This window comes from Gluconacetobacter entanii, from assembly GCF_013155425.1.
GTDB classification, from domain to species: domain Bacteria; phylum Pseudomonadota; class Alphaproteobacteria; order Acetobacterales; family Acetobacteraceae; genus Novacetimonas; species Novacetimonas entanii.
Genome location: NZ_JABJWD010000003.1, coordinates 65,559 through 82,792, shown reverse-complemented (window position 1 = coordinate 82,792; position 17,234 = coordinate 65,559). Strand labels below are relative to the sequence as shown.

The window sequence follows — 17,234 nt, the reverse complement described above, 5'->3', positions numbered from 1 at the left end:
CCGCCCATTGTGCATCTATGGAAACCGCAAGGAATTGTCTGGTACAGGTTTTGGGAAAAGATCCGGACAGCACCGGACTTTACTGGTCATCAGGCCGTTGCGAAATGGACATCCATCACAAAGGAAGGCCCTGCGCCATCCCATCCGCCGGGGCAGGGATCCGGTGGATGGAAACGGGGCAGGGCGGTTGTCCATGCCGTGCGATCAGAAATCGGCCTTGATGGCGCCAAAGGCCATACGCGGCGTGCCCAGCAGCATCGACTGGTCGGTATAGGCGGATGCGGCGTTCATCGGGTTGCCGTTTTCGCCCATGGTGGCGATGTAGCGGGTATTGGTCAGGTTGGTCAGGTTGAACGACAGGGTCAGGCCACGCAGGAACCCACCCAGGCGCGGGCCGGTATCGCTGGTTTTCTTGACGTGCCACTGCAGGCCAAGGTTCGACAGCCAGTACCCCGGAATGCGGTATTCACCCTCGTAATCGTAATTGCGCTGCCCGACGTAATTGCCATCAATATAGAAGCTGAGCGAACGCCAGTCATAGGACAGGCGCGCCTTGTACATGAACCGCGGATAGTTCACGACCTGCTGCCCCTTCGTGGGATGGGTGCCGTTGGAATCCGTGATGTTATCGTCATAGACAGCATGGTTGTAGCTGATGCTGTTGGTGATCGCGAGGTTGCGCAGCGGCGTCACCGTCAGGGCCGCATCCACGCCATTCATGGTCACGCCACCCACATTGGCGACGCTCGAAATCGGGTTGACCGCCGGGCCGGACGTGATCTGCTGCAGGCGGTTGTTGAAATTCGTACGGTAGGCATAGACCGACGCACCAAGCAGGCGATCATGGTACCGGTAGCCAATGGCATAGGTCCAGGCCGTTTCCGGGCGCAAAGTGCTGCGTGCGTCGTTATAGGCCGTCTGCGTCACGGCGAACGGGGAGTTCGACAGCTTGAACCCCGATTCCGCATAGGTATGGACGTTTTCGGAAATATCGATGAACAGTTCATGACGTTTCAGGAATGTCCAGTCCACGCCGATATGCGGCAGGAATGGCTTGGCGATCGTCTGGCTTACGCCGCTGGTGATGTTGCCGATGTTACCGTAATAATCCTGGTTCAGATATCCATCACCCACGCGCGTCGTGTTCAGCAGCGACTTGAACCCGAAATGCAGGGCCAGGTTGCGGATCGGGCGATAGGTATCCTGCACGAATGCGGTGAAGGTATTCGTGTTGTAGTTCTGGTTGAAGACCTCGGCAAAGGGGTCCTTGAAATGTCCAAGCGGGTTGACCAGGTTGCCCTGCACGACGCCATTGACGACATTCGGTTCCGCATACTGGTACATCGGGGACTGGTAATCGTTGTTTTCATACCAGACGCCGCCGCTGATATGGTTGTGGGCGACATCGTAGGTCACCTGAGACAGCACGCCAAAACGCCGGATGGAAGGCTGCTTGACCAGTTCACTCAGGGGGGAACCATTGGGCGAACCGCTATAGGGCGTGGTCCACGTGGTCTGCTGGGATTCCCCATGGCCATAGGCGGTGGTGGTCCAGCGCACCTTGTCCGTCAGCGCCAGATCCGCCTTGAGGTAGCCTACGATATCGTCCTGGTTGGTTGCCCCTTCATAATAGGACGCATCCGACGCATCGCTCAGATTGCCATACCCGGCGGGATAGCCGCCGCCCTTGCCCTGCGCCGCAAGGGCGGCGTCATAGGCGCGGATATAACCGCTTGCCTTGCCGTTATAGTAATTGTCCGCATTGTAGCCGAGGTGATTGAGGATATCAGGCGACATGTCCTGATATTCCATCTCGTGCAGATCGCTCCAGTCGAAATAGGCGGAGATGGAACTGTTCTGTCCGATCGGCTGCACCAGCTTGGCGTTGACCTGCTGGTAGAACTGCTCCCCATACCCTTTCCACTTGTCCTGGTCGTTACGCATATACGACGCATAGAAGCGGGTGCCGGTGCTGTTCAGGTCGCCACTGTCCACGCGCGCATAGGTGTGGAACGTATCAAAGCTGCCGAACCCCTGGTTGACCGTACCGCCGAGCTTATGGCTCGGGTCGCTGGTGGTATAGGCAAGCGAGCCGCCAAGGTTGTTGGTCGCCGCCACGTCTTCCGCACCGGCGGACTGCGACACGTCAATGCCCTGCACATTCTCCGACGAGACCGCGAGCACAGGATTCATGCCGTTGTAGTTACGATACGTCATTTCGCCGAGGGGAATGCCATCGAGCGTCATGCCGATTTCCTGCTGCTGGAAACCGTGCATGAAGATCTGCGTGCTCCAGGTGCTGACACCCTGCGCGTCGGCGGACTGGAAATCCACGCCAGGCATGGTGTTCAGCGCCGCCATGGGGTTCGTGCCGGGCGGGGCGGATTCCAGAAGTTTCTTGCCGACGATCAGGTGCGCGCCATGCACCGTGCGATGCGCCGAAACCGACAGGGCTTCGGGGGCAGCGTGTGAACGGACCGGACCGGCAGGGTGGGCGGTGGCCGTTCCGCGTGTCGCATGCACGCCCGTCGCGCGTGTCGTACCTCGTGCCGCGGCGTGGCCGGGGTGGGACGTGGCTGTCGTTGTGGTGCTGGTGGCGGCATGAACCTGATGAGACGACATGCCCGACAGGACCGTTGTCATCAAAAGCAGGCCTGAAAAGAGATTACGGTTGTTCATTCGTCTGTGTTCCTACCGGGCGGATGGACAGGGGAGGATCAGGATGCGCGCAGACATAAGGTGGACCACGGTCCGGGCCGACAGGCGCGATGCCGCGTCATGACTGTCCGCCAGGTGGCAAAACAGATTGTTTTCATACAGCATCATTCCTCACCTCCTTTGCATATATTATTAGATTTCAAGAACAAAAACGTACGTTCCAAATGAACACGCAAGTATTCCCATGACGCACCCACCCAACCGGACGTGGCGTTTTAGCCACAATATTTTCCCCGTTTGAAAGCGCAACCGGACGGAGCGATTGGTATGGATGTCCCGGCCTGGCATTCGCATGCAGCATGCCGAATTCCCTTGGAAAATCACGCATATCCAGAGTGCTTCGTTATTTTTGTTTCTTTCAATCCCCTTATTGGTATCGAATATATCGTATACCGTGCATGAAATATAATATATGATCAATACGTTTTCGCATTATTCCGCGACAAAAAAGATGTTGCGTCCCCATGCCGTTGCATATTTGACACATGTTTTATGATAAACATTACATGCGTCGGGTTAGTTTGATTTATGAAAAAAAGCAGGGGAACCCTTTCGGATTCCTGACATTCCCATGAAAGAAGGCTATATTTCCCCGAAAAATGTATCGAAGATATTCAATCTCTTGGAATTCATATAATTATCAGCATATTAAAATACAGATCGAAACGTATTACATTTTCTACTCTGAATTTATTATGAGTCTGCTTTTGCGTCCTGTTCGACGACAGGAACCAGCATGTCACCATCGGTACGCATATGCAACATCATATATTATATGATGTTGATATTTATATATGGGATGTGATTTTCGTCGAAAAATTGGGCATCAGCGACGCAAAATCAATGCATCTGCCCTGTTTCCGGTCATTTTGTAAGGCGGGGCGATTCATGACCACAGGCCATCTGGGTCGCCTGCGTCCCGCCATGCCGCAGCAGGGGTTACAGCCGGGAGCCGTTGCGCGGCAGTTCCTTGCGCAGGTCGTCATGCGTATTGCGGATATGGCTGCGTGACAGTTTCAGCAGGGTCTTCTCATCCCCATTGATCCATGCCTCCAGTATCTGGCCATGCTGGATGTTCGCCTGTTCCGGCCGTCCCATCGGTCCCAGATGGAACCGCACATAGCGGTCCGCAATGACATTGAGGCGTTCGATCATGGTATAGGTCAGCGTGCCCGCACCGGGGGCGATAAGGGACATGTGAAAGGCGCGATTGCATTCGCCCCAGTCAACATCATCCTGCATCGCGGCATTCCCGACCGCCGCCAGGGTCGCGCGGGCCAGTGCATGGTCGGCGGCGGTCGCGCGCCTGCTGCCTGCAACAGTGGCGGTGGGTTCAAGCTGCAGCCTGAGCGCAAAGACCTCGTCGGCTTCTTCCGCACTCAGCGTATTGACGGTAAATCCACGATTGGCATGCGACCTGACCAGGCCATCCTGCTCCAGACGCGCCAGCGCCTCACGCAGGGGGATCTTGCTGATGCCCAGTTCGGTGGCGATCGTATCCTGACGGATGGGTTCGCCTTCTGCCAGTTCACCTTTAAGGATACGTTTGCGGATCAGGTAATAAAGCTGATCCGCAATGGTGCGTACCTGCAGTGATGTGGAATGGCGTACGATGCCCATGCGCAGGGGGCCTTTATGCAAGAAGGGTCACTCCGGATGGACGTGCTCAGACCACCTGGAAACCGTTGCTGAAAACATCTTCCTCATCAATCCAGATCGTGTTGAACCCGGTTGAAATGGCGCTGCCCGTAATCAGCGGGACGATCGCACGATGGTCGCCGACTTTTGTCTCGCTGTCGATACGTCCTGTAAAGCGGCTGCGGATATAGCTTTCATGAATGAACGGCTGGTCCACGCCAAGGCCCCCCTTGTGCCACAGATGCGCCAGCCGTGCCGACGTGCCGGTGCCGCAGGGGCTGCGGTCGATGGCCTTGTCGCCATAGAACACGGCGTTGCGGCCCTGCTGCGCCGGATGTTCCCCCGGTTCCGCCCACAGGACGTGACTGACGCCGGAAATGGTGGGATCAAGGGGATGGACGGGGGTATAGGCGTCGCGGACCAGATTGCGGATCACCGGGCTGAGTTCAAGGATGCGCCGCGCGCCAAGTTCATCGAGCGTGCGGTACTGGCCCTGCGGTTCCACGATAGCGTAGAAATTCCCGCCATAGGCCACATCGACCGTCAGGGGGCCGAATCCCGGCACGTCGATGGAAATCCCGGTTTTTGCCACCCATGCCGGGACATTGCGGATGGTAACGGATGTCACCCGGTTGTGTGTATGGGTATAGGTGATGTCGATGATGCCTGCCGGCACCTCCAGCCGAAGCTGGCCCCTGGTGCGCGGCTGCAGCAGTCCGTGTTCCAGACCGAACGTCACCAGCCCGATCGTGCCATGCCCGCACATCGGCAGGCAGCCGCTGGTTTCGATGAACAGGATGCCCCCATCCGTATCCGGACGGGTAGGGGGGTAGAGGAAACCGCCCGACATCATGTCATGGCCCCGGGGTTCAAAGCACAGCCCGGTGCGGATCCAGTCAAAGCGCGAGAGAAAATCCTGGCGCCGTTCGCTCATGCTGGCCCCACGCAGCAGGGGCGCACCACCCGCGACAAGCCGGACGGGATTACCCGCCGTATGACCGTCAACACAGAAAAACGTATGTCGCATCGTCATGTCCTTGATTAAAGTGCGGCCGTCGCGGGCATATGGCCTATCGTGCGGAAGGGCGCGTGGCGGCAGCCTTTTCCACCATGGCCGTAACTTCGGCACGACGCGCACCCGTCAGGGGCATGCGCGGCATGCGCACACGTTCATTGCCGCGTCCCATGATCTGTTCCGCCAGCTTGATCGACTGCACCAGATCATGTTCCGCATCCAGGTGCAGCAGGGGCATGAACCAGCGATAGATCTCCAGCGCCCGCGCCATGTTTCCCTTCTGCAGGGCCTCCACCAGTTCGACCGACTCCTGCGGGAATGCGCTGGTCAGGCCGGAAATCCAGCCCGCCGCCCCCAGTGTCAGCCCTTCGAACGCCACATCGTCCAGCCCGGCCATCATGATATACCGGTCCCCGAACGCATTGACCACATCGGTATAACGGCGGGTATTGGCTGAACTTTCCTTGACCGCAACGATTGTTTCCACATCCGTCAGTTCACGCAGCACATCCATGCTGATGTTCACGCGATAGGCGGTGGGGTTGTTGTACAGCATGATCGGCAGGTCGGATGCCGCCGCCACGGCCTTCAGGTGGGCGACAAGTTCCGCTTCCTTGGGCACATAGACCATCGCGGGCAGGACCATCAGCGCGTCCGCGCCGATCCGTGCGGCATCGGCCGCGAATTTCACCGCCCGCGGCGTCGTCAGTTCCGACACGCCCACGATGACGGGCACGCGTCCCTTTGCCGTTTCGCACGCGGCGGCCAGCACCTTCAGCTTTTCATCCGGTTCGAGCGAATTGTTCTCGCCGCAGGTGCCCATGATCGTCAGGCCATGGACGCCATCGCCGATCAGGTTGTCCAGAACCTTCTGCGTCGCGGCGAAATCGATCGACAGATCCGGGGCGAACTGTGTGGTCGCCGCAGGAAAAACACCCGTCCACTGCATTGGAACTCTCCACTTGATTTCGATAACGTTTCGTCTATCGTATACGTATCGATTTGGAAAGGAAGAAAACATCCATGCCCGAAAATACCGGTCGCGTTGCATCCTCTGTCGTGGTCGGGGGCGGGATTGTGGGACTTTCCTGTGCGCTGCGCCTCAGGGCGCGGGGCATGCATGTCACCATCATGAATGTGGGCGCACCGCAGGACGCGGCGTCATGGGGCAATGCGGGACATATCGCCGTGGAGCAGGTGATGCCCCTGGCGTCCCCACAACTCCTCCTCTCCGCGCCGGGACGCCTGTTTTCCCTGACGGGCGGGGCACTGGATATCGGCTGGCGATATGTCGGCACATGGCTGCCATGGTGCCTGCGCTATATCCGCGCATGTGGTGGTGCGACGGCACGGCGCGGGCATCTGGCCCTGCGTGAACTGCTGTCGCATGCCCTGCCTGCCTGGCGGCGCATGGCGTGCGATCTCGATGATCCCGGACTGCTGATCGAAACCGGGCATCTGATGCTGTGGAACGGCGCGCAGGATCCGCTTCCGGCGATGCGCGCGATCATGTCATCGGACCACGGGACGGCCACGGTGCGCCCCATGGCGCAACATGAACGTGAAGGTCTGGTGCCGCTGCTGGGCCATGTTCCGCGTGGGGGACTGGTGTTTGACGGAACGGCGCAGGTACGTGCGCCCGCCCTGGTGATGGAGGCACTGCGCAACCGCCTGCATGCCGATTCCGGCTGCGAACTGCGCCAGCAGCGCGTCATCCGGGTCACGTCGGGTCCGCAGGGACCGCGCGTGTTCGTGGCGGATGGCACATCGCTGTCACCGGATGTCGTTGTCATGGCTGCCGGCATGGGAACGCGCGACATCGTGCAGGGATGGACGCCGCCACTGATCGCAGAACGCGGCTATCACGTCGAATGGGACCATGGAGGGGCACCTGTCGCACCGCCGATGATATTCGCGGATCACTCCGTCATCGTCTCGCGCTTTGGCCCGAGGATGCGGGCCTCGACATTTGTCGAATTCACGCGCGCGGACGCCCCGCCAGACCCGCGCAAGTGGCAGAGTCTGGAACGGGTAGTACAAAACAGTGGCCTTCCGGTCCGCTCGAACTTTTCCCGCTGGGTTGGCTGCCGTCCGACCCTGCCTGATTACCTGCCGGCCATCGGCCCGATTGCGGGCCTGCCGGGCGTCATCGCCGCATGCGGGCACCAGCATCTGGGCCTGACGCTGGCCCCGTTCACGGCGGACCTGGTGGCGGCCATCGCAACCCATGAAGAAACACCGCTGGACCTGCATGCCTTCCGCCCCGACCGTTTCGGGCGGGCGCAGGCAAACGCGGCATGAAAGACATGAGAGGAAAGAGAGCATGACACTGAGCGGAGCCCTGCTGATCGGACAGCACGATGTCGGGGGCAAGACACATTTCCATGCGATCAACCCGGCGACGGATGCACGGATGGAGCCAGCCTTTGCCTGCGCCACGCATGCGGATGTGGATGCCGCCTGCCGTCTGGCGGCAGGCGCATTCGACCCTTATCGCGCCATGTCGTTTGAACGGCGTGCCGCATTCCTTGAACAGATCGCGACCTGTCTGGGCGAAAACGCGGATGCCATCATCGCGCGCGCGGGTGCTGAAACCGCATTGCCCGAAGGCCGCCTGCGCGGGGAAATGGGACGCACGATGGGGCAGTTGCGCCTGTTCGCCACCCTGGTCCGGCAGGGAGAATGGAGCCAGCCACGCATTGATCCCGCATTGCCCGACCGTACACCGATGCCGCGCGCCGACCTGCGGCAGCGCCGTATCGGCGTGGGGCCGGTGGCGGTATTCGGTGCCAGCAACTTTCCGCTGGCCTTCTCTGTCGCGGGCGGGGACACGGTTTCCGCGCTTGCGGCGGGATGCCCGGTGGTCTGCCGTGCCCATCCCGCCCATCCGGGGACCAGCGAACTGGTGGGGCGCGCGATCCGTCAGGCCATGACAGCCTGCGACATGCCCGAAGGCGTGTTCTCGCTTCTGGGCGGGAACGGGCACGAGGTCGGGGAATGGCTGGTGAAGCACCCGGCCATCATGTCGGTCGGCTTTACCGGTTCCTATGCCGGGGGGACGGCCATCGCGGCACTGGCGGCACAGCGCGACGTACCCATTCCCGTCTTCGCCGAAATGGGCAGCATCAATCCGGTCTATCTCTGCCCGCAGGCGCTTGCGGCCCGCACGGAAGCCCTTGCGCGCGGGTTTGTCGACTCCCTGACGATGGGGGTGGGGCAGTTCTGTACCAATCCGGGCATTGTCATTGCGCCCGAAGGCGAGCCGTTCGAATCATTCGTCCGTATCGCGGCGGAGTCGATCGCCACACGACAGGCCGCAACGATGCTGACGCCGGGAATCCACGCGGCCTATGACACGGGTGTGGACCGGCTGGCGCGGTGTCCGGGGATCGAGGCCGTGGGGCAGGGAAATGATGATGGTGCGCCCAACCGGGGCCGCCCGATGCTGTTCCGCACGACCGCGGAACATTTCATGCGCGAACGTAAGATGCAGCATGAGGTTTTCGGCCCTGTTTCGATCCTGGTTTCCTGTCCCGATACCGCCACCATGCACGCCCTGACCGAAAGTCTGGAGGGGCAGTTGACCATCACCCTGCAGATGGATGGCACGGATACGGATTTCGCACGCGCGCTGCTGCCGGTCTTCGAGCGCAAGGCGGGACGTATCCTCGTCAATGCATGGCCTACGGGGGTGGAGGTCTGCCCCGCCATGGTCCATGGTGGCCCGTTCCCCGCCACGACGGATACCCGCACCACATCGGTGGGAACGGCGGCGATTGAACGATTCCTGCGCCCGGTCTGCTATCAGGACCTGCCCGATATCCTCCTGCCGCCCGAACTGGCGCGCGCCAATCCGCTGGGACTGACGCGACTGGTCAACGGGACGATGCAGGCCCCCGCCTGAACCTCTGTCCACACCGGCTCGCGGTCCCGGCGGGCCGCGCGCCGCCATGCATTTACCAAGCGAGGAGGCGCGCCATGGCCCCGCCATCACCGGCATTCAATCGTTCGCTGTCCCTTCTTGACCTGACATTGCTGGGGTTCGGGGCCGTCTTCGGGTCGGGCTGGCTGTTTGCGGCATCACATGTCGCGGCGATCGTTGGCCCGGCCAGCATCATTTCATGGATCGCCGGCGGGATCGCGGTCCTGTTTCTGGGGCTGATCTATTGCGAACTTGCCGCCGCCCTGCCAGAGGCCGGGGGCATGATCCGCTATCCGGCCTATGCACATGGGCCATTGCTGGGGGCGCTGCTGGGTTTCATCACCGTCATTGCCTATTCCAGCCTGATTTCAATCGAAATCATCGCGGCGCGCCAGTATGCCGGGTCATGGATTCCGGGACTGACGGCCAACAGCGCGGGGGATCCGACCCTGCTGGGGTGGGCGGTGCAGGTCGCGGTCCTGTCCGGGATGCTGCGGATCAACATTTCCGGGGTCAAGACCTTCGCGCTGTTCAACAACATCATCACCATCTTCAAATTCGTCGTGCCCATGCTGGTCATCGGCGTGCTGCTGCTGTTCCTCCATCCCGGGAATTTCACGACATACGGCTTCATGCCCTTTGGCTGGCAGAGCATCGAGGGCGCCGTGTCCATCGGCGGCATCATCTTTGCCTATCTGGGCCTGACCCCCATCATCGCGGTGGCGAGCGAGGTGCGTAACCCGCAGCGCACCATTCCAATCGCCCTGACGCTTTCGATTTTCCTTGCCGCATTTGTCTATGTTCTGCTGCAGGTCGCCTTTGTCGGCAGCGTACCCGCCGGCATGCTTGCGGCCCACGGATGGGCGGGCATCGACCGCCTGCTGCCCCTGCCATTCCATGACATCGCCATGACACTGGGGCTTGGATGGCTGGGTTTTGCCGTCGTGATCGATGCGGTGGTGTCCCCCACGGGCACGGGCAACATCTATATGGGTTCAACCGCGCGCATCATTTACGCCTGGTCGCATTCGGGCACGTTCCTGCCATGGTTCGGCCATCTGGACCCACGCCATAGCGTGCCCCGCCGCGCGGCCTTCCTGACCTTCGGGCTTGGCGTGTTCTGGATGCTGCCGTTCCCGTCATGGGAGGCGCTGATCGGCGTGGTGTCATCGGCCCTGATCATGAGTTACGCCTTCGCCCCCGTTGCGGCGGCGGCACTGCGGCACGCCGCCCCCGGACTTGCGCGCCCGTTCCGGGTCACGTGCATCAGGGTCATGGGGCCGGTTTCCTTCATGATCGCAAGCCTGATCGTCTTCTGGTCGGGATGGCATACGCTGTCGTGGCTTCTGTCGGTGCAACTGCTGTTCGGGATCATCTTCCTGGCCATTCGCGCCCTGCGCGGGACAGGCAATATGGGCGAAGACATCCGCAGCAGCGCATGGGTGCTGGCCTATTTCGCCGGCATGCTGGTCCTTTCGGCCTGCGGGACGTTCGAAGGATACGCGATCATGGCCCATCCCTTCGACGACATGATGGTGGTGATCTTCGCAGGCCTGATTTTCGTATGGGGGGAACATGTTGCCCATCGCGACATGCAGTTGCCCGATGTCACGGCCGACACACCGCAGGCAATGACACCGGATACGGTCATTGCCAATGAACCCGTGGTGTCACTCTGAAGGCATATCGTCATCTGCCACCTCTTTCCTTCAAAAGGTGGCATCCGAAATTTCCTACTGAAAAAGCTTCACCAGAAACCCGCGATGGTTTTGAAGGGCGTCCTGCAGACGGGGATGGCAAACCCTTTGACGGCATGCATGGCGTATCATATAATTTGACACATAATGTATACCAACCTTCCTGTCGTATAACGTACCCTATGGTACTGCGGCAGGAGTGGGGCCCGGGATCATGATACAGGGATGCCGCTGTTTTCCTGTCTGGAACATATGGGGACAGGGCCTCCTTGCCAGGGAAAATACCTATGCTGCCATCTTCCATCTTTGACGTGGAAACCGGCCAGAAACGTGGCGCGGCATCCATCGTGGTGGGGGCGGCGCTGCGCAATGCCATCCTGACAGGCAAGCTGCCGGCGGGACAGGCGCTGCCGCAATCGGAACTGGCCGGTGGTTTTGGCACCAGCATCATTCCCGTGCGCGAGGCGCTGAAACAACTGGAAGCCGAGGGACTGGTGACCTTCCTGCCCAATCGTGGCGCGATGGTCACCGGCATGACCGAACAGGACATCATCGAATATTCCGAAATCCGCGCCTCGCTGGAGGAAATGGCCGCCCATCATGCCGTCAGCCATATGTCGCGCATGGACCTTGCCCGGGTCGAGGATGCCTACGAAGCCTTTGTCGAAGGGGCGGCGAACGCGACAAGCAAGCATGATTCGGGCGACCTGAACCGCGCCTTTCACAATGCGATCTATGTCGCGGCGCAACGCCCGCGCCTGCTGGAAATGATCGACGACCTGCATATCCGGCTCAACCGCTATATCCGCAGCCATCTCGAGATCGAGGGGCGCAAACTGGTAACCGACCGGGAACATGCCGAGATCATGCAGGCCTGCCGCAGGCGCGATGCCGACGCGGTGGCACGCCTGACGCGACAGCATATCCTCGAAGCGGCCAATATTTCCATCAAGGTGATCCGCGAACGCGCGCAACGCTGACGGCGCGCTACATCCCGGCAATTCAGGCAGACATACCGCCGCCATATCAGGCAGGCAGGGGCGGATTATGCCCATTTTCCGGGCAGACGCCGCCAGCATGGGATGCAACATGTCATAACGCTGCAAAAACATGCTATGCATTTTTAGATCATATATTATAATATCTTCATTATATCATTCTGGGGGTATTCCCCGGACATGCCGTCCTGCCTTGGGATCTTCATCATGGTGTTTTTCAAAGATTTTGCTGGCCCGGTGGATGCGCCGTCATCCCTGCGGCAACGGATAACCGATGCCCTGCGGCGTCCCGAACCTGACTGCATGGCCGAACTGGCCCCCGGCGCGACACTGACGCCGGAACAGGGCGCGCATACGACCGCGCTTGCGACCCGACTGACCGAAGGGCTGCGCCATAACCGTGCGCCCGGCGGGGTAGAGGCCCTGGTACAGGAATTCTCCCTGTCCTCGGCCGAAGGGGTGGCCCTCATGTGCCTGGCGGAGGCGCTGCTGCGCATTCCCGACAATGCAACCCGCGATGCGCTGATCCGTGACAAGATCGGATCCGGCGACTGGATGGCGCATATTTCACGTGACCGTCCCCTGTTCACCAATGCCGCGGCATGGGGACTGCTGGTGACGGGACGGCTGAGCACCGGCACCGAAGATGGGCAGGCCGGGCTTGCACGCGCGCTGAAGGGGCTGGTGGGCCGGTGCGCCGAACCCGTGATCCGCAAGGCGGTCGATATGGCCATGCGCATGATGGGGGAACAGTTCGTCGTTGGCGAAACCATCGAAGCCGCGCTGAAGAACAGCGAAAAGCTGGAGGCCACGGGCTTTCGCTACTCCTACGACATGCTGGGGGAGGCCGCGCTGACGGCGCATGATGCCGAACGGTACCGGCAGGATTACATCACGGCCATTCACGCGATCGGCAGGCGGGCGCGGGGTGCGGATGTGTATGAACGTCCCGGCATTTCGATCAAGCTGTCGGCACTGCATCCGCGCTACAGCAGGGCACAGCGCGCGCGCGTGATGGCCGAACTGCTGCCGGTTGTCATCGAACTGACGGTACTGGCGCGGCAGTATGACATCGGCCTCAATATCGACGCCGAAGAAAGCGAACGGCTTGAGCTTTCCCTCGACCTGCTCGAAGGGCTGTGCCACGAACCGGCGCTGCAGGGCTGGAACGGCATCGGCTTTGTCGTGCAGGCCTATGGCCGGCGCGCGCCCTTCGTGCTGGACTTCATCATCGACCTTGCACGCCGCACGGGCCATCGTCTGATGGTACGCCTTGTGAAAGGGGCTTACTGGGACAGCGAAATCAAGAAGGCGCAGATCGAAGGGGTCACGGATTTCCCCGTCTATACGCGCAAGGTCCATACCGACATCAGCTATATTGCCTGCGCGCGCAAACTGCTGGATGCGCGTGACGTCATCTTCCCGCAGTTCGCGACCCACAATGCCCGCACGCTTGCCACGATCTATACGCTGGCAGGCAAGGAATTCCATGTCGGTTCCTATGAATTCCAGTGCCTGCACGGCATGGGTGAACCGCTGTACAAGGAAGTCGTCGGCCCGAACAAGCTGGGGCGGCCCGCGCGTATCTATGCCCCGGTGGGCACGCATGAAACGCTGCTGGCCTATCTGGTGCGGCGTCTTCTGGAAAATGGGGCGAATTCTTCCTTCGTGAACCAGATCGGCGATGAGCGGGTGCCGGTTTCCGCGCTGGTGGCGGATCCCATGACCATTGCGCGCGGCGTCGTGCCGTTCGGGTCCCCCAATCCCGCCATCGCGGCCCCGCCCGACCTGTTCGCACCCGAACGCCGCAATTCGGCGGGACTGGACCTGAATGATGAAAACTCCCTGACCGCGCTGGGCAGGGGACTGGCCGCGGACATGCCCGCATGGACCTGCGCCCCGATGGTGGCCACGCCGGTTGCCGCGGGCGCGGTGCTGGACGTTGAAAACCCGGCGGACCGGCGTGACAGGGTGGGGACATGGACGCCCGCCGATGTGGCGATCATCCCTGCCGTTGTGCAGGACGCCGTCAGGGGCGGCGTGGCATGGGCGACCATGCCACCGGGCAAGCGCGCGGAAATCCTTGAACGCGCGTCGGACCTCATGGAATCCCGTACGGATGCGCTGCTGGGCCTGATCGTACGCGAAGCGGGCAAGTCGTTTCCGAACGCCATTGCCGAAATACGCGAAGCTGTCGATTTCCTGCGTTACTACGCCGCGCGGATCCGTGCGGAATTCGACAATGCCACCCATATCCCCTTGGGGCCGGTGGCCTGTATCAGCCCATGGAACTTCCCGCTTGCGATCTTCACGGGGCAGGTGGCGGCGGCCCTTGCCGCAGGCAACAGCGTCATTGCCAAACCGGCCGAGGAAACGCCGCTGATCGCGGCACAGGCCGTAGACATCCTGCACCAGGCCGGTGTGCCCGCCGATGTGCTGCAACTGCTGCCCGGTGCGGGGGATGTGGGCGCGGCCCTGGTCGCGGCCCCGCAGGTCGCGGGCGTGATGTTCACCGGTTCGACCACGGTGGCGCAGTCGATCAACCGCCAGCTTGTCACCCGTCGGGACCACACGGGACAGCCTGTGCCGCTGGTTGCCGAAACAGGCGGCCAGAATGCGATGATCGTGGATTCCTCCGCCCTTGCCGAACAGGTCGTGACGGATGTCGTCGCCTCCGCCTTCGACAGCGCGGGGCAGAGATGTTCGGCACTGCGCATCCTGTGCGTGCAGGAAGACTGCGCCGATCATGTGCTGACGATGCTGCGCGGGGCGATGCGTGAACTGCAACTGGGCAATCCTGCCCTGCTGTCCACCGATATCGGCCCGGTCATCACGCCGGATGCGGCAAAAGGGATAGAGGCCCATGTCGCGGCCCTGCGTGCGAAGGGCGCGCCGGTGTTTCGTGTGGACATCCCGGCGCATTGCGGCCATGGCAGCTTTGTTCCGCCGACCCTGATCGAGATTGATTCCATCTCCGACCTCGGGCCGGAAGTGTTTGGTCCCGTGCTGCATGTCCTGCGCTATCGCCGGCAGGCGCTCGATACGGTCATCGATGCCATCAACGCGTTGGGCTATGGCCTGACGGGTGGACTGCATACCCGTATCGAAACGATGGTCGATCACGTGACGCAGCGTCTGGACGTGGGGAACCTGTATATCAACCGCAATACGATCGGCGCGGTTGTCGGGGTGCAGCCCTTTGGCGGGCGTGGCCTGTCCGGAACAGGGCCAAAGGCGGGGGGACCGCTGATCCTGCGTCGCCTTGTCGCGCAATGTCCTGCGATGGAAAACCTGCTGCCCGGCATGAAGGGTGGCGCGGTGCCACACATGATGCAGACATGGCACGACTGGCTGATGGGCAAAGGCCACCAGCAGGTGGCGCGGCAGGTGGCCGAGATGATGAAAACCCCGCTCTGTGGCGCGGAAATGGTACTGCCCGGACCGGTGGGGGAGGAAAACCTCTACCGTTTCATGCCGCGCGGCAATGTCCTGTGCATCGGTGGGGGCACGCGTGAAGACCTGTTGATGCTGGTTTCCATGGCGCTGTCCTGTGGCAATACGGTCTTCATCACGGGCGGGACCGACGATACGGCGTGGCTGTCTGGCCTGCCGTCGGATGTCGCACGCCATGTCCGCGCTGTCAGTGACGTGGGACAGCACGAATATGCGGTTGTGCTGGGCGCCTGCGATGATGACGGTTTCCGGACAGTTACACGCACCCTTGCCGAAGGGAAGGGACCGATTGCATCGGTCTTCGTCCTGAAGGAAGGGGGACTGCGACGCGAATTCCTCGTCGAGGAGCGGTGCCGCAGCACGAACACGGCGGCCGCGGGCGGCAATGCCAGCCTGATGTCGATCGGGTAGGAAATCTGTCCGGGGTCAGAAGATGGGTCCGGGGTGCCGCCTTTTATCCACACAGGTAGCACCCTCTGACGTTTTTTCATGCAGGCAGGTCCGAACCGGCCTCAGTCCGGTGTCGGTGCCGCCTGTGCCGCCTTGGCTTTTGCCAGTTCCTCCAGATGGGCGCGATAGGCCTCGTAATGTTCCGGGGCGGCATGTTTGAAATGGGGGTCGTCCAGATGGGGCACCCGCCCATGGTGGCCGAAATTGACCAGACGTGCCTCCAGAAGGTGGATCTTGCCAAACAGGTCGAACCGGATGGCCAGAACCGCCAGTGACGAACCGGCAAACGGCCCGATCAGGTAGATCCACAGATTGGTCCATGTCCCGTCAAACAGCGCGGGTCCCAGGCTGCGGGCGAAGTTGACGCTGTTCCCCGACAGCCACGCGGTCAGCGGGTTCATGACCAGAAAGAAGATCCCCCCGATCCATGGCGTGATGGCCTTGTAACGCGGATGCGCCGCAAGCCAGTAGAGCGTGACGATCAGCAGGCCGGTCACCAGCGCTTCGGACCCAAGGGCATACCAGACCGAAATGCTGGTATAGGGAATGGTCGCGCCGTAATGCACCTCGCTCGACAATACATGCCACGGGGCGAAAACCAGTCCCAGGGCATAGACCGCCGCCGTCCCCGCCAGCGCGCCGAGGATCTGCGCGATGGCATAGCCAAGGGCGTCGATCCAGACGATCTTTTTGGAGAGCATGAAGGCAAGGGTCACGGATGGGTTGAGGTGCGCGCCACTGATCTTGCCAAACGGTGTCATTGCCGCTGCTGTTCCCGCCATGCCAAAGCACAGTCCGCACAGGGCGGTCTGGATGTTCGGATACGGCGCCAGCAGGCGGGCGAAGAATGTTCCCGGCGCGGTCAGCAGGATGACACAGACCAGTCCCACGATCATCAGCACGGCCGTGGCCAGTGCCTCACACCAGTACAGGCGCCAGTGGAACGGCCGTTCCGGATGCGGTTCCCCCGACAGGGGACGGTCATGAAAATGGATGTGAAAATGCGGCCAGTGGATATGTGGCAATCGCACATGGGGAAGATGAAAATGCGGCAGGTGCATGTGCGGCATATGGAAATGCCGATGGTGCCTGTCCCTGTTTTCCGTACCGTCCTGATGTTCCGCCATTGCCCTGCCCATGTATTCATCATGCCGTGAAAACGGAAACACATCATATACTGATATTGACCTTTGTCATGGCGCCTCAATACATAGGTGGTATCCAGATATGACAGCGTAAATACATCGTGATCTCGCGGTCATATTCATTTATCTTATTATAGATATTTCGAGGTCGTTGGCCTTTTTTATCATTATATTTCTGGATTTTGCGGGGACCATATT

10 protein-coding genes are annotated in these 17,234 nt (G+C 61.0%); 5 read left to right on the top strand and 5 right to left on the bottom strand.

Features of this window, described 5'->3' with window-relative positions; all coding sequences use genetic code 11:
* Positions 1-204: 204 nt before the first annotated feature.
* The 4 genes from HNH97_RS00405 to HNH97_RS00390 form a co-directional block, all read right to left on the bottom strand.
* Positions 205-2,643 (bottom strand): TonB-dependent receptor, encoded by a 2,439-nt coding sequence (locus HNH97_RS00405; protein WP_227744223.1) that lies wholly within the window; start codon positions 2,641-2,643, stop codon positions 205-207.
* A 1,014-nt stretch (positions 2,644-3,657) separates the two neighbouring features.
* Complete coding sequence (locus HNH97_RS00400; RefSeq protein ID WP_244182234.1) at positions 3,658-4,359, bottom strand: GntR family transcriptional regulator; 702 nt, start codon at positions 4,357-4,359, stop codon at positions 3,658-3,660.
* Between the two features lie 25 nt (positions 4,360-4,384).
* Positions 4,385-5,383 carry a 4-hydroxyproline epimerase gene (locus HNH97_RS00395; RefSeq protein WP_171789443.1) on the bottom strand — a complete coding sequence of 333 codons (999 nt, stop codon included), beginning with the start codon at positions 5,381-5,383 and terminating at the stop codon, positions 4,385-4,387.
* A 43-nt stretch (positions 5,384-5,426) separates the two neighbouring features.
* The gene (locus tag HNH97_RS00390) at positions 5,427-6,320 is read right to left on the bottom strand and encodes a dihydrodipicolinate synthase family protein (RefSeq protein ID WP_171789442.1); all 894 of its coding nucleotides are present in this window, start codon (positions 6,318-6,320) and stop codon (positions 5,427-5,429) included.
* Between the two features lie 74 nt (positions 6,321-6,394).
* Here HNH97_RS00390 and HNH97_RS00385 point away from each other — a divergent pair, with 74 nt between their 5' ends.
* From HNH97_RS00385 to putA, 5 genes are all read left to right on the top strand, one after another.
* On the top strand, positions 6,395-7,672 hold the full coding sequence (locus tag HNH97_RS00385; RefSeq protein ID WP_171789441.1) for an NAD(P)/FAD-dependent oxidoreductase: 1,278 nt from the start codon (positions 6,395-6,397) through the stop codon (positions 7,670-7,672).
* Positions 7,673-7,694: 22 nt separating this feature from the next.
* Entirely contained in the window at positions 7,695-9,275 is a 1,581-nt protein-coding gene (locus tag HNH97_RS00380) for an aldehyde dehydrogenase (NADP(+)) (protein ID WP_171789440.1), read from the top strand.
* A 74-nt stretch (positions 9,276-9,349) separates the two neighbouring features.
* Positions 9,350-10,972, top strand: coding sequence for an APC family permease (locus HNH97_RS00375; RefSeq protein WP_171789439.1), 1,623 nt, complete (start codon positions 9,350-9,352; stop codon positions 10,970-10,972).
* A gap of 305 nt (positions 10,973-11,277) precedes the next feature.
* Positions 11,278-11,970, top strand: a complete 693-nt coding sequence (locus HNH97_RS00370) for a GntR family transcriptional regulator (protein ID WP_110913663.1) — start codon at positions 11,278-11,280, stop codon at positions 11,968-11,970.
* 225 nt (positions 11,971-12,195) lie between these two features.
* Positions 12,196-15,852, top strand: coding sequence for a trifunctional transcriptional regulator/proline dehydrogenase/L-glutamate gamma-semialdehyde dehydrogenase (putA, locus tag HNH97_RS00365; protein ID WP_171789438.1), 3,657 nt, complete (start codon positions 12,196-12,198; stop codon positions 15,850-15,852).
* Positions 15,853-15,953: 101 nt separating this feature from the next.
* On the opposite strand, the gene HNH97_RS00360 is transcribed toward putA, so the two are convergent.
* The gene (locus HNH97_RS00360) at positions 15,954-16,922 is read right to left on the bottom strand and encodes an MIP/aquaporin family protein (protein WP_265176141.1); all 969 of its coding nucleotides are present in this window, start codon (positions 16,920-16,922) and stop codon (positions 15,954-15,956) included.
* Between the last annotated feature and the right edge of the window lie 312 nt (positions 16,923-17,234).